Here is a 13,156-nt window from a genome sequence, read left to right on the forward strand (position 1 = left end):
GTTACAGCGACTCCTGGATGTCCGCGTACACGTCATAGCCGTGGATCCAGGCGACGTTGTCCGGCAGCGAGACGAGCCGGGCGTTGCGCTCCTCGGTCGCCGGGCCGTCGGGCAGCTGGAAGCAGGCCGCGTTGCCGCGCGAACCCATCTGGATCTTGCGAGTGCGGGTCTTGCGCAGGTGCTCGTACCGCTGCAGAGCCTCGGCGACGGTGAGCGAGTCCATGGCGAGGTAGGTGGCCAGGGCGCCGGCGTCCTCGACGGCCTGGTTGCTGCCCTGGCCGGCGTGCGGCAGCATCGGGTGCGCGGCGTCGCCGAGCAGCGTGACGCGGTCGGTGCTCCACCGGCGCAGCGGCTCGCGGTCGTAGAGGGCCCAGCGGCCGGTCTCCTCGACGTTGCCGAGCATTGTGGTGACCGTGTCGTTCCAGCCCTCGAACGCGGCGAGGGCCTCGGACGGCTCGACCTTCGCCGACCACGACTCCAGGGTCCACTCCGGGTCGGGGACGTAGGCGACGAAGTTGATCAGCTCGCCGCCGCGCACCGGGTACACCACGAGGTGCCGGTTGGGGCCGAGGAAGAACGTGAGGCCGAACTTCTCGCCGCCGGGGACCTTGTCGACCGGTACCAGGCCGCGGAAGCAGCTCATCGCGGAGAACACGGCCTCGTCGGGGCCGGTGACGTGGTGGCGCACGGCGGAGCGCAGGCCGTCGGCGCCGACGACGATGTCCGCCTGGGCCTTGGTGCCGTCGGCGAACTCGAGCTCGACCCCGTCGGGGGACTCGTGCACAGCGGCGCAGCGGCGGCCGAGCTGCGGGGTGCCGTCGTAGCCGGCGAGCAGGACCTGGTGCAGGTCGGCGCGGTGCGCGCCGAGGAACGGGCCGCCGAAGTGCTGGTCGTACCAGTCGCCCATCGGGTGCTCGTAGAAGATGTCGCCGGTCTTCCAGTGGTGGAACTCGATGCGCTGCAGGTTGCTGGACACGTCGCGGACGGCCTGGCCGAGGCCGATGGTGTCCAGGACCCGCATCCCGTTGCCGCCGAGGGAGACGCCGGCGCCGATCTCGGAAAGCTCGCTCGCCTGGTCGTACACCTCCACCTCGAAGCCCTTGGCCTGCAAGGCGATCGCGGCGGTGAGGCCGCCGATGCCCGACCCGACGACGGCAACGCGCAGGGGGTGCGAACCCATCCGTGACTCCATGTGATGCGAGGGGACGAAACGTGCAGGAGGCGACGGAAGCCTATCCATCCGGCACGAGGGTGCCTAGCGCCCGGTGATGAATCTTTCATCGCATTTGCCTGTACCCGGGTGTCGTACTCCGCTTGATGCGTTACACGGTGACTTCAGTTGATGGGTTACACGGGCCTTGAGCATGCCGGATACGGACCGTGACGCCGGCGACGAACTCATGCATGGCGCGGATCGGATCGTGCGGCAGACAGGTCATCCATGGCAGGCCCGGCAGATCCTCGGGCAGCACGGGACTGGCCAGGTCCAGCACGTGCCACGGCAACGGTTCGTCGAGTCTGAGCACGCACTCGGCGAGCGGGGGCCGGTCGCCGTTGTGCGTAACCGACGCGAACGAACACTGAGAAACCTGGAGGCGGCCGAGCGGAAGACAGCCGGCCGGCATGTGCACCGCGTTGGGGCGACGCAAGGGGGACCCGCCCTTCGAATCGTGAGCCGCGCAGCGGCAGCCGTTCGCATCCCGACGTTAGACGTGCGCGGGACCGGGGGCAGTCACGTGAAGGGGCGACTGGCACGCAAGAGCGGTGCTAAGGTCGCTGTCCATGGTGGACTACATCGATGAGAATCTCGCTGGTTCCCGGTTTCTCCGGACCGATCTGGCCAATTCCCGATTCCAGCTCACCCAGTTCAGCGACGTCGAGTTCAGCGGTTGCGAGATAGCGAACACCCGCCTGCACATCATGGAGCTCAGTCGCGTCCGGCTGACCGGTGTGGAGCTCACCGACGTCGAGATCTCCGGCGACGTCGGCAACCTGAAGGTCAACGGGGTCGAGGTCGGTCCCCTGGTTGAGGCCGAGCTCGACCGTCTGTACCCCGACCGGGTCAAGATGCGCCCGGCCGACGCCGCCGGGTTCCGCGAGGCCTGGGACACCCTGGAGCGGCTGTGGGAGGAGACGGTGCAGCGGGCCCGCAGACTCGACCCGGAGCAGCTGCACGAGTCGGTCGGCGGCGAGTGGTCCTTCATCGAGACGCTGCGCCACCTCGTCCTGGTCACCGACGGCTGGATCCGGCGCACGGTGCTCGGCGACCCGGCGCCGTTCGACGCCCTCGGCCTGCCCTGGGACGACCCGAACCCGTCCCGTGACCTGCCGCCCGGCCTGACCCGCGACCGCGAGGCGCGCCCCTCCCTGGAGACGGTGCTCAAGCTGCGCCGGGACCGGATGGCGACGGTGCGCGAGGTCGTCGACGGGCTCACCGACGAGTCGCTCGACACCGAGACCACCCCGAACCCGGTGCCGGGCTGGCCGGAGTCCCGGGCATACCGGCTGCGCAACGTGCTGCTGCACCTGTCCGGCGAGGAGTGGCAGCACCGGCTCTACGCCGAGCGTGACCTGGCGGTGCTGCTCGGGCGCTGACGACGGTGAGCGTCAATGCGGCCGCCTGTCCCGGGTTCTGCGGACAGGCGGCCGTATTGACGCTGCGCGAGCCGATTCCGTTGACTGGATCGAGCCCGCCTCGCGTCGTACGTGCCGCGCGGCGTCGATCTCGTGCCCGCCCTGCTCGGCGTCCAGCTGGCCGGCCGGGTCGAGTCGGCGGCGGTGTCGGAAACCGATGTCCGCTGATCGGCTGGCAGCGTGTAGCCGAGTGAGCACACCAACCAAGATCAGGTGCGCTGATCTGCCGCGATCCGCGCGTCTTGACCCGGCAATGAAGGCCGCATGTTCCAGCAATAGGCAGCACACCAGTTACGCACTGTGACAGCAAGGCCCGAGAGAGTCGGCCGACTGTCACCCTTCAAGTGAAGCTGATGTGTAACGGATCAACTGGAGCCCGACATTGCCTGTACCCGGGCGCGCGGCCGGGCGCGGCGTTGTCAATCCGCTGGTCAGCGGCCTTCAATCCGCTGCAACGACAGTTGTCGATGTGACAGGAGAGTGAGGATGAACCCCAGACGAAGGCTTGCGCTGTGGTTCGCCGCGGTGCTGGCCGGCGCCGGCGCCGTGGTGGCGATGGCGACCCCGGCGTCCGCGCACGGCGCGATGATGGTGCCGGGCAGCCGCACGTACCTGTGCTGGAAGGACGGCCTCACCGCCACCGGCCAGATCGTGCCGAAGAACCCCGCGTGCGCCGCCGCCGTCGCGCAGAGCGGGCCCAACTCGCTGTACAACTGGTTCGCGGAGCTGCGCTCGGACGGTGCCGGGCGCACCGCCGGGTTCATCCCCGACGGCAAGCTGTGCAGCGCGGCGGCGACCGTGTACGACTTCTCGGGCTTCGACCTGGCCCGCAACGACTGGCCGGTGACGCACCTGACGTCGGGCGCCACCATGGAGTTCGACTACAGCAACTGGGCGGCGCACCCGGGCACGTTCTCGCTGTACGTCACCAAGGACGGCTTCGACCCGACGAAGCCGATGGCGTGGTCGGACCTCGAGTCCACGCCGTTCCTGCAGGTCACCAACCCGCCGATGGTGGGCTCGCCGGGCACCGCCGACGGGCACTACAACTGGTCGGGCAAGCTGCCCACCGCCAAGTCCGGCCGGCACCTCATCTACTCGGTGTGGGCCCGCTCGGACAGCCAGGAGACGTTCTACGGCTGCTCCGACGTGATGTTCGACGGCGGCCACGGCGAGGTGACCGGCATCGGGGACAGCTCGCCGGCCCCCTCCACATCGCCATCGCCGTCCGCGCCGGGTAACAGCCAAGGCGGCTGCACCGCCACGTACTCCATCACCAGCAGCTGGCAGGGCGGCTTCCAGGCCGACATCAAGGTGAGCAACCCCGGCACCGCGCCGATCACCGGCTGGACCGTCGGCTGGAACTACACCGGCGGCCAGACGGTCAGCCAGGGCTGGAACGCCACCGTCACCCAGAGCGGCACCGCGGTCACCGCGAAGAACGTCACCTGGAACGGCACCGTGCCCGGCGGCGGCAGCACCAGCTTCGGCCTGCTCGGCAACGGCTCCGCGGGCACCGCGCCCCAGCTGAGCTGCACCGCGGCCGGCGGCAGCCAGCCGCCGTCCAGCCCGCCGCCGACGACGCCGAACACCAGCCCCAGCCCGAGCACCAGCAGCGGGCCGCCGCCGGCGGGGTGTACCACGGCGGCATTCTGCGACGGCTTCGAGAGCCAGACCGGCACGACGGTCTCCGGCGCGTGGGGCCTGTCGTACCGCGACTGCCAGGGCAGCGGCACGGCGAGCGTCGACAGCACCGTCGCGCACAGCGGCGGCAAGTCGGTCCGCATCGACGGCAAGGCCGGGTACTGCAACCACGTGCTCGTCAAGCCGACCAAGGATCTCAGCGGCCTGGGTTCGCTGTGGTACGCCAGGTTCTACGTCCGCCACAGCACCGCCCTGCCCTCGGCCCACGTGGCGTTCGCCGCGCTGCACGACAACGCCGACGGCAAGGACCTGCGCATGGGCGGGCAGAACGGCGCCCTGCAGTGGAACCGCGAGTCCGACGACGCGACCCTGCCGGCGCAGAGCCCGAACGGCGTCGCCCAGAGCCGGCCGCTGTCCACGAACGCGTGGAACTGCGTCGAGTTCATGGTCGACGGCCGGGGCCTGCTCACGACGTGGCTCAACGGCACGCAGGTGCCGGGCCTGACGGTCGACGGCACCCCGACGGCCGACATCGACCAGCAGTGGCTGGCCCGCACCTGGCGCCCGCAGGTGACCGACCTGCGGCTGGGCTGGGAGAGCTACGGCGTCGGCGACGACACGCTGTGGTTCGACGACGTGGCCGTCGGCGGTTCGCGCATCGGCTGCTGAAAAAGCTCAAGGGGCCCGCCCGGCCGGGCGGGCCCCGCCTCGGTGCGCATTCGTGACACACCGTCGATCATTTTCCTGACGCCGCACGGGCAACCCGCTCTCTAACGTCACTGAGCGTCAACCACGACCAGAGGGAGCACTGGTACACCATGGGCCTGTTCAAGCAGATGAAGGACCTCCGCAACGTCGCCGCACAGGCGCCCGACATGGTCGCGCAGGCGCAGCAGACCGCCGCCGCCGCGCAGGCCTACGCCGCGCAGACCCAGGCCGCCTACGGCATGACCGGCTACACGGCCGCGAACGCGTTCGGCGCCCCGGTCGCGACCAGCATCGCCGCCGACGACCCGCGCCTGGCCCCGATCGCCGGCGTGGACCTGGCGATGTACGCCCGGATCTCCAAGGCCGCCTCGCAGGAGGGGCTCGGCGCCGACGGCCTCGTCGCGAAGGCGCAGTCGTTCGGCATCTCCGCCGACGCGTGGCAGCAGGCCGCGACCGGCTGGCCGGCCCGCATGCGCGGCGACACGCAGCTCGCCGTGCACTACGGCAACCTCTTCGGCCAGGTCTGAGCGGCATGGGACTCTTCGGCGACCTGCGCCGCCTGCAGAAGCAGGCGAACGAGATCTCCGCGAACTACGACCCGGCCGCCCAGATGCGCGCCGGCATGGCCCAGATGCAGCAGATGCAGCAGAGCATGCAGGCGCAGACCGCCGACCTGGAGCTGCTGCGCATCGGCACGCCCGGCGCCGCGACGATCATCGGGCTGACCGACACCGGCGCCCGGGTGAACATGCAGGCGATGGTCCGCCTCGACCTGCTCGTCGAGGTCGGCGACCGCCCGCCGTACCCGGTCAGCCGCGAGACCCTGCTGCCGCTCGGCGCCGCCGCACAGACCGGCGTCGGGCAGCGGGTCAACGTCATGGTCCACCCGCAGCAGCCCGAGCGCGTCCTGGTCCGCTGGGGCGTGTGAGGTCACGCCGCTCAGGTGACGCCGGATCATGCGACCTTCCGCGACCGTTGGCGCGTAACCCCGGCCCGGACAGACTCGGGAGCCGGGCCGGGTCCGCCCGACCGAGGGAGAAGTCCGTGACCAGTGCCACCGCCGAGCGCCAGGAGTCGAGCGAGCGCGAGATGGGGATGGGCATCGAGCACCCGCTGCTGCTCGCCGCCATGCTCTCGCGCCGAGAAGAGGGCGAAAGCATCTTCGAAAACCCGCTGATGATCGCCGCCCTCGCCAAGCGGCGCTCCGAGGAGGGCGAAAGCATCCTCGACAACCCGCTCATGCTCGCCGCGCTCGCGCGCGGCGGCCGCCGCCGTAGCCGCGGCATGGGCATCGAGCACCCGTTGCTGATGGCGATGATGATGCGCCGCCGCGAGGAAGAGGGCGAGAGCATGATCGAGCACCCGCTGCTGCTCGCCGCCATGCTCTCCCGCCGCTAGCCGGCGCGCCACCACCGGTCATTACCGACCAGGTCCGTCCCGCCGTCACTTCCGCGGCGGCGGGGCGGGCCGCCCACCAGCGCGGGAAACGGAGCACCCATGCCGGCCGACACGCCGCACGAACACGAGGGCGCGCAGTCGCAGCCCGTCGACGCCCTCATCGACGACCTCATTCTCGACATCCTCAACGACGCGGGCCGCGGCGGCGCAGGAGCCGGCCGGGGCCGCGGCGGCTCCGCCGGCATCCTCGAGTCCGTCATGGGCATCGCGCCCCGGATCGCGCCCGGCACGCCGCTGCTGGAGCGGGTGCTCATTGCCGAGGCGCTCGCCGGCGCACTCGCCGATTCGCTCGCGCCCGCCCTCGCCTCCGCGCTCGCACCGCGGATTATGCAGCTCATGGAGGGCGAGGAGCACAGCGCCGCCAAGCGCCCCGCCGCCCGCAGCGGGGCGCGGAAAACGGAATCCAAGTAACGCCGCAGCGGCGACGGTAGGACCGCCGGCGAGAGGGATGCGCGTGCGACGCGGCCGCAGTGGCCGCGCTGCTGGCCGCCGCCGCCCTGCTCGCCGGCCTCCGTGTGAGAAGCTCGGGCCGTGCTCGTCAGGGACAGCTACCCGGCCGCCGACGCCGGCTGCCTCGGGCCGTGAACCCGCGCCGGTCCGCCATCGACCACGTCCTTGCCCTCATCGGCGGGTCGCCCCTGTCGGGTGCGCTGGTGCTGCGCGGCAGCGTCACCATGCTCGCCTGGGCCGGCGACCGGGCCCGCGCGCCCGGCGACCTCGACTTCGTCGTGCGCCCCGGCGCGGTCGGGGTGCAGGATCGTTTCTGGCCCTACCCGTACGTCGACGACCCCCACCGCCTGCGGACGGCCCCGGAGACGGTGCACCGCCGCAGCCGCGACGAGCTGTGGGCGCCCGAGGACTGGGAGGCGGAGGGTTTCCGCCCGCGGCTGCCGCCCGAGGGCCTGAGCTGGATGCGCGGCGACGACCTCGACCCCGACCGCCCGCACATGGACCTCCTCGGCCTCATCGAGCGCCGCCCGGTGACCCCCGAGGGCGTGCGCCTGGAACCGGCCAAGGCGCTGTTCACGTCCTCCTACTACGACTACGACAGCGGCGGCGGCGCCCGGATCGTCGTGCCGTTCGCCGGCGGTGACGGCTCGGTGCAGGTGGACTTCGCCTACGACGAGACGCTGCCCGAGCCGCCGGTGCTCACCGCGATCCCGCGCGCCGACGGCGCACTGCACGCGCTGTGGACCGCCGGCCCGTCGCTGTCCCTGGCGTGGAAGCTGCAGTGGCTGGCCACCGACCACGAACGCCTCGGCGCCGCGGGCGGGAAGGACCTCTTCGACGCGGTACTGCTCGCCGAGCTGCCCGGCGTGCGCCTCACGCCCCGGCTGCGCCGCCTGCCCGGGGTCGCCGGCCTGACCCCCGGCGACGTGCGGTCCTGGACCGTCGAACCCCACCCGGCCCTGGACGGCGGCCCCGGCCCCTGGCTCGCTCGTCTGGCGGGCGCGCTGCACCGCGGCCTAGGCTGACGCCCATGTCGTACGCGTCGTTCCGAGAGGCCCGCGACCTGCTCCTGGCCACGCGGGAGGACTACGCGGCCGCGGTGGCGCGCTTCCGCTGGCCCGAGCTCGGCTCCTTCAACTGGGCCCTCGACTGGTTCGACACCGTCGCGAAGGACAACGACGCGCCCGCGCTGTGGATCGTCGAGGAGGACGGCCGCGAGCAGCGGTTCTCCTACGCGCAGATGTCGCAGCGCTCCAACCGGCTCGCTAACTGGCTGCGCGCGCAGGGCGTCGCCCGTGGCGACCGGATCGTGCTCATGCTCGGCAACCAGGTCGAGCTGTGGGACACGATCCTCGCCGCGATGAAGCTCGGCGCCGTCATCATCCCGGCCACGCCGCTGCTCGGCCCGGCCGACGCCCGCGACCGGGTCGCCCGCGGCGGCGCACGGCACGTCATCGCCGGCGCCGCGTCCGCCGCCAAGTTCGACGGCGTCGACGCGTCCGTGACCCGCATCGCCGTCGGCGGCGACGCCGGGGGCTGGCTGCCGTACACGCTCGCCGACGACGCCACGTTCACGCCGGACGCGCCGACCGACGCCGGCGACACGCTGCTGCTGTACTTCACGTCCGGCACCACGGCCCGCCCGAAGCTCGTCGAGCACACCCACGCGTCCTACCCGGCCGGGCACCTGTCCACGATGTACTGGATCGGCCTGCGCCCCGGCGACGTGCACCTCAACATCTCCTCGCCCGGCTGGGCCAAGCACGCCTGGAGCAACGTCTTCGCACCGTGGAACGCCGAGGCGTGCGTGTTCATCTACAACTACACCCGCTTCGACGCCTCGGCGCTCATGCGCGAGATGCAGCGCTGCGGCGTGACGAGCTTCTGCGCGCCGCCGACCGTGTGGCGGATGCTCATCCAGTCCGACCTGACCCAGCTCGCCGCGCCGCCGCGGCTGGCCGTCGGCGCCGGCGAGCCGCTCAACCCCGAGGTCATCGAGCAGGTCCAGAAGGCGTGGGGCGTGACGATCCGCGACGGCTTCGGCCAGACCGAGACCACCGTCCAGATCGCCAACTCGCCCGGCCAGCCGGTCAGGCCCGGCTCCATGGGCCGCCCCGCCCCCGGCTACACCGTCGCCCTCATCGACACCACCACCGGCGAGCCGTCGCAGGAGGGCGAGATCTGCCTCGACCTCGCCCACCGCCCGCTCGGCCTGATGACCGGCTACCACGGCGACGAGGAGCGCACCGCCGAGGCGATGGCCGGCGGCTACTACCACACCGGCGACATCGGCGCCCGCGACGCCGACGGCTACATCACCTACGTCGGCCGCGCCGACGACGTGTTCAAGGCCTCCGACTACCGCATCTCCCCGTTCGAGCTCGAGAGCGTCCTCATCGAGCACGAGGCCGTCGTCGAGGCCGCGGTCGTGCCCTCGCCGGACCCGCTGCGCCTGGCGGTCCCGAAGGCCTACGTCGTCCTCGCCGCCGGCTGGCCCGCCACCGAGGAGACCGCCCGGGCGATCTTCGCCCACTGCCGCGCACACCTGTCGCCGTTCCTGCGGGTCCGCCGACTCGAGTTCGCGGAGCTGCCGAAGACCATCTCCGGCAAGATCCGCCGCGTCGAGCTGCGCGCACAGGAGCACGCCAAGCACGCCGACCCGCAGTCGCGCCCCGACGGCGAGTTCTGGGACGCCTGAGCGCCGAAGAGCCGATCCAGTTGGTACACCAGGATGAGCAGGACCTGCCGGGCGGAGCCGGTGGTCAGCGGCCGGCGATCACCCTCGGCACCGGCACTGCGAGCGCCGTCATCGCCGCCTCCCGCGCCCTGACGAACGCCTGACTCGCCGGACCACGGAGTCGGGTCAGCGGTGCGGTGCCAGGAACATGAGGAGGACGAGCAGGACCATCGCGGCCAGCGCGGCGCACGGCAGGATGACGAGCCAGACCCGATGGCCCCGGGCCACCGCGGCCGGCGCCGGGGACGGCGACCGGTCGGGCCGCAGGCGGGCGGTTGCCGCGGCAGCGGCCCACCCGATGGTCGCGGTCATCAGGGGCAGCGCCACCAGGTAGAACACCGCCTGGTTGCCGAGGTTGTCGTCGACCACCTGGGCGGGCGTCCAGCCGTCGCTCGGGTCGTGCCCGGCGGCGCCGACGACCGCGACCGCCAACACCCCGTAGAGGTAGACGCCGAGCGCGGCGGTCACCGCGGCCAGCCGGGCGGCGCGCCGGCCGGCGGCGGCGCTGCCGCCCCACAACGTGCCGCCGGCGCCGACCACGACCGGCGCCAGAAACGCCAGCAGCCAGTGCGACCGCACCGAGTTGATCCAATGGTCGAAGTCGAACCCGCTGACGGCCAGCCAGGCCGCGGCGGTGAGCAGGCCGCCGGCCAGCCCGGGCCCGGCCACACCCGGCCGGCGCAGCAGGGTGCTTCCGCCGAGCACGTAGCCGACGAGGACCAGCAGCAGGACCGCGTCCCAGAACCACGTCCAGCCGTCGGCCGGCAGCCGGTAATGCAGGTGCGCGTAGGCGACCAGGCCGCCGGCGCCGGCCGCGGCCGTCAGCAGGGCGCCGAGGGCGGCCGCCGAGCGGCCCCACGGCGGCATGACCAGCGCGCCGCCGGCGCAGCCGAGGGCGAACCGCCACCGCTGGGTCCGGCCCTCGATGCGGTCCAGCTCACCGATCATCGCCCGGCCCCGCTCCTCGCGCTCCGCCGCGAGGAGGCCGACGGACCAGCCCAGCATCCGCGCGGGGGCGTCCGGGATCGAGCCCGGCCCGGCCAGCAGGCGGCGGCGCACGACGGCCGCTGCGGCGCCGACGATGAAGACGAAGATCAGGGGCATCATGGCGCCTCACTCGGCCGCAGGTTCAGACGCGGTGCCGGCCGGGCGGGGGTCGGGAGCGCCGCGAGGTACTCCCGGCCGGACCCGGTCAGCCGATACATGTGGCGGGGCGGGCGGCCCTCCGGGCCGGGCTCCCAGGCCGCCTCCAGCAGGCCGCGGTCGGCCAGCCGCAGCAGGATCGGATACAGCGAGCCGGACTTCAGCCCGACCTCGGTGGCCAGGTCGTAGCCGTAGCGCCAGCGGGAGGGCTCGGCCGCCAGCGCGCGCAGGACGCCCACGGCCTGAGCGGACAGTGGACGGTTCCGCGGCGGCATGGGCTTAACTCTACTCATGTAGAGCTAAGCGTCAACGGTTCAGCAGCTGTCGAACCGGGCGATCCGTCAGAACGGTGTGGACGTCCATGTTGCCGAGTAGGGTTGTGAATGCATGATGCATCGTTGGTGGTCGAAGTCGGCGCTGTTCGCTCCCGGCTGCTGATCCTGACCGTGCACCTACCGTGACCGGCCATGCGGCATAGAGCGGATGCCGTACGAGTTCCTCGGTCAGGTCGGTGATCATTATTCTTGAGGGGTGTCCCACACCCTCGATGAGCTGTTGCGTTCACTCGCCGCTGCGGGTCGAGGCGTGGATGTGTCGTCACTGGTCGACGACATCGAGGGTGTTGCTGCCGCTCGCTGATGATCCGGTTCCGCACGTACGGATGGTCCTCGGCTGGTATCTGGGCGGGCTGCGCGACCGGGCAGCCGAACCCACACTTCGTGCGTTGCTCGCCGATCCGGACGAGCAGGTGCGCAAGTTCGCAGCTCGCGGCCTCGCGAGGTTGAACAACAGATAGCCGGCCGCTGGACGCCGACCAAACGCGACCGCGCATCAGGACGCCCGCGACGCAAGCCTTGGCCCAGCAGGAAACGACGCGTAAGCCTAGGCCGGTCGGCCGAAATCGACGGCTTCGCGGACGAGCCGGGGTGCCCTCTCAGCGAGCTGCTGATCCGGCCGCGCTCCCAGCGCGTCGTTGACTGTGGAGAACGCCAGCCGCAACGCGATGAAGGTGGTCGCCTCGAAGATCTCCAGGTCGTTGAGGCCCGCGTCGCGCAGGCGGTCGACATCGGCGTCGGTCGTGGCGTTCGGATCCAGAACGACCTGACGAGACCAGCCGGCCAGTGCGGCCTCCCGCTCGGACAGCCCACCGTCCAAGCCTTGCAGCACGCCCGCAGCGGTCGCCTCGTCACTGAGTCCGGCCAGTTTCGAGCCCCAGGCCAGCGCACAGTAGGCGTCGCCTCGAGCGGCAGCGGTGGCGGCCACCATCACTGCGGCTTCCCTGCCCGACAGGCCCGACCCGGCGAGGAGATCCTTGCGCAGCGCCTGGAACGACGCCAACACGTCAGGGCGCCAGCACCAGACCCGAGTGAGGTTGTTGACGTACCCGTCGCCGGTGACATCTGCCTCGTATTCGGCAGCCACCTCCGCACTGAGCGGCGGATCGGCGAGAAATGAAGCAGGACGGTCCATGAGATCAGTGTGCGTCACCTGACACCTAGCCGGTCCACCGGTCATCGGACGGATCATGGACAGGTCGGGCGCCGGAACGACCATGCCGAACATCCGCTATACGGCATGCGCGCGCCGGCCATCCAGATCAGGGCGTGCGGGGCGTGACGATCGCCGGTGGGTGCCGGACCACCACCGGTGGCGGTGGCGGGCCGCTCATGTGCGGGTGATCTACTCGATGGGTGAGCAACCTGCGAGATCTCATCGTCCGCTGGCAGCGCGGCTGGGGCGCGGCCCGCTCTCTGCCCGTCGCGGAGGACGTAGGCGGCGCGTTGCGGGTCCGGTCCATGCAGCCCGGCCGCGACATCGAGTACGTCGCGCTCGATGCCGGCGAGGATCTCGCGTCGCTCACCAGGCTGGCTGAGCTGGTCGCCGGCGAGGATTCCGTCACCTGGCTGACCGTGCCCACCACCGATCCGGCGAGGGCGGCCTCGGCTCTGACGGCCGCGGGCCTGATCGTGCTCAAGCACTCGGAGCTGCTGATGACCGCCGATCTTCGCGGGCATCCGCAGAATCTGCCCGCTGCACCGTACCGGCTCATGACCCAGGTCGACTCGCACCGAGACGACAGCGTGGTCAGGGCCACGGTACGGCACGAGTCGGGAGAGGTCGGTGCGCGCGGGACGATGGGATTGGCCGGCACGGATGCAGTCGCGGACCGCATCGAGACCATGCCGGCTCATCGCCGCATGGGCCTGGCCAGCGCGGTCATGGGTGCACTGGCCCGTTCCGCGGTCGAAGAAGGCGCCGAACGTGGCATGCTCATCGCCAGCGAGGACGGTCAACGTCTGTACATGACGCTCGGCTGGCAGCCGGTGGCCGGCGTATTGATCGCAACGACGCCTGGCAACACGTATCCGTCCTGAGCGGCGC

15 protein-coding genes and 2 pseudogenes are annotated in these 13,156 nt (G+C 71.6%); 12 read left to right on the plus strand and 5 right to left on the minus strand.

Annotated elements, in window-relative coordinates:
- Position 1: 1 nt before the first annotated feature.
- Together ABD901_RS17690 and ABD901_RS17695 are read right to left on the minus strand one after the other, a co-directional pair.
- Positions 2 to 1,180, minus strand: a complete 1,179-nt coding sequence (locus tag ABD901_RS17690; RefSeq protein WP_345128007.1) for an FAD-dependent monooxygenase — start codon at positions 1,178 to 1,180, stop codon at positions 2 to 4.
- 142 nt (positions 1,181 to 1,322) lie between these two features.
- Complete coding sequence (locus ABD901_RS17695) at positions 1,323 to 1,649, minus strand: hypothetical protein (RefSeq protein ID WP_345128009.1); 327 nt, start codon at positions 1,647 to 1,649, stop codon at positions 1,323 to 1,325.
- A gap of 133 nt (positions 1,650 to 1,782) precedes the next feature.
- On the opposite strand from ABD901_RS17695, the gene ABD901_RS17700 reads away from it, so the two are divergent.
- From ABD901_RS17700 to ABD901_RS17745, 10 genes and pseudogenes are all read left to right on the plus strand, one after another.
- Positions 1,783 to 2,595, plus strand: a complete 813-nt coding sequence (locus ABD901_RS17700; RefSeq protein WP_345128010.1) for a DinB family protein — start codon at positions 1,783 to 1,785, stop codon at positions 2,593 to 2,595.
- Between the two features lie 525 nt (positions 2,596 to 3,120).
- Positions 3,121 to 4,173 (plus strand): annotated as a pseudogene (locus tag ABD901_RS17705) (lytic polysaccharide monooxygenase auxiliary activity family 9 protein); the annotation flags it as partial.
- A gap of 135 nt (positions 4,174 to 4,308) precedes the next feature.
- Positions 4,309 to 4,947, plus strand: a pseudogene (locus ABD901_RS17710) (cellulose-binding protein); the annotation flags it as partial.
- Positions 4,948 to 5,096: 149 nt separating this feature from the next.
- Positions 5,097 to 5,513 (plus strand): hypothetical protein, encoded by a 417-nt coding sequence (locus ABD901_RS17715; protein ID WP_345128011.1) that lies wholly within the window; start codon positions 5,097 to 5,099, stop codon positions 5,511 to 5,513.
- A gap of 5 nt (positions 5,514 to 5,518) precedes the next feature.
- Positions 5,519 to 5,914: a hypothetical protein gene (locus ABD901_RS17720; RefSeq protein ID WP_345128012.1), complete on the plus strand. Its 396-nt coding sequence runs from the start codon at positions 5,519 to 5,521 to the stop codon at positions 5,912 to 5,914.
- A 116-nt stretch (positions 5,915 to 6,030) separates the two neighbouring features.
- On the plus strand, positions 6,031 to 6,384 hold the full coding sequence (locus ABD901_RS17725) for a hypothetical protein (RefSeq protein WP_345128013.1): 354 nt from the start codon (positions 6,031 to 6,033) through the stop codon (positions 6,382 to 6,384).
- Between the two features lie 99 nt (positions 6,385 to 6,483).
- Positions 6,484 to 6,855, plus strand: a complete 372-nt coding sequence (locus ABD901_RS17730) for a hypothetical protein (RefSeq protein ID WP_345128014.1) — start codon at positions 6,484 to 6,486, stop codon at positions 6,853 to 6,855.
- Positions 6,856 to 7,025: 170 nt separating this feature from the next.
- A complete protein-coding gene (locus ABD901_RS17735) occupies positions 7,026 to 7,919 on the plus strand; it encodes a hypothetical protein (RefSeq protein WP_345128015.1) in 894 nt (297 codons plus the stop codon).
- A 5-nt stretch (positions 7,920 to 7,924) separates the two neighbouring features.
- On the plus strand, positions 7,925 to 9,592 hold the full coding sequence (locus tag ABD901_RS17740) for an AMP-binding protein (RefSeq protein ID WP_345128016.1): 1,668 nt from the start codon (positions 7,925 to 7,927) through the stop codon (positions 9,590 to 9,592).
- A gap of 20 nt (positions 9,593 to 9,612) precedes the next feature.
- Positions 9,613 to 9,735, plus strand: coding sequence for a hypothetical protein (locus ABD901_RS17745; RefSeq protein WP_345128017.1), 123 nt, complete (start codon positions 9,613 to 9,615; stop codon positions 9,733 to 9,735).
- Positions 9,736 to 9,757: 22 nt separating this feature from the next.
- Here the strand turns inward: ABD901_RS17745 and ABD901_RS17750 are convergent, their stop codons facing one another.
- Both ABD901_RS17750 and ABD901_RS17755 read right to left on the minus strand, forming a co-directional pair.
- The gene (locus ABD901_RS17750) at positions 9,758 to 10,738 is read right to left on the minus strand and encodes a hypothetical protein (protein ID WP_345128018.1); all 981 of its coding nucleotides are present in this window, start codon (positions 10,736 to 10,738) and stop codon (positions 9,758 to 9,760) included.
- Positions 10,735 to 11,049 carry a PadR family transcriptional regulator gene (locus ABD901_RS17755; protein ID WP_345128020.1) on the minus strand — a complete coding sequence of 105 codons (315 nt, stop codon included), beginning with the start codon at positions 11,047 to 11,049 and terminating at the stop codon, positions 10,735 to 10,737. Before ABD901_RS17755 ends, ABD901_RS17750 begins: the two co-directional genes overlap by 4 nt.
- Before the next feature lie 344 nt (positions 11,050 to 11,393).
- On the opposite strand from ABD901_RS17755, the gene ABD901_RS17760 reads away from it, so the two are divergent.
- Complete coding sequence (locus ABD901_RS17760) at positions 11,394 to 11,570, plus strand: HEAT repeat domain-containing protein (RefSeq protein WP_345128021.1); 177 nt, start codon at positions 11,394 to 11,396, stop codon at positions 11,568 to 11,570.
- 86 nt (positions 11,571 to 11,656) lie between these two features.
- On the opposite strand, the gene ABD901_RS17765 is transcribed toward ABD901_RS17760, so the two are convergent.
- Positions 11,657 to 12,337, minus strand: coding sequence for a carboxymuconolactone decarboxylase family protein (locus ABD901_RS17765; RefSeq protein WP_345128023.1), 681 nt, complete (start codon positions 12,335 to 12,337; stop codon positions 11,657 to 11,659).
- A gap of 128 nt (positions 12,338 to 12,465) precedes the next feature.
- On the opposite strand from ABD901_RS17765, the gene ABD901_RS17770 reads away from it, so the two are divergent.
- Complete coding sequence (locus ABD901_RS17770) at positions 12,466 to 13,149, plus strand: GNAT family N-acetyltransferase (RefSeq protein WP_345128024.1); 684 nt, start codon at positions 12,466 to 12,468, stop codon at positions 13,147 to 13,149.
- Positions 13,150 to 13,156 lie beyond the last annotated feature (7 nt).

It is taken from the genome of Dactylosporangium darangshiense (assembly GCF_039537565.1).
GTDB classification, from domain to species: domain Bacteria; phylum Actinomycetota; class Actinomycetes; order Mycobacteriales; family Micromonosporaceae; genus Dactylosporangium; species Dactylosporangium darangshiense.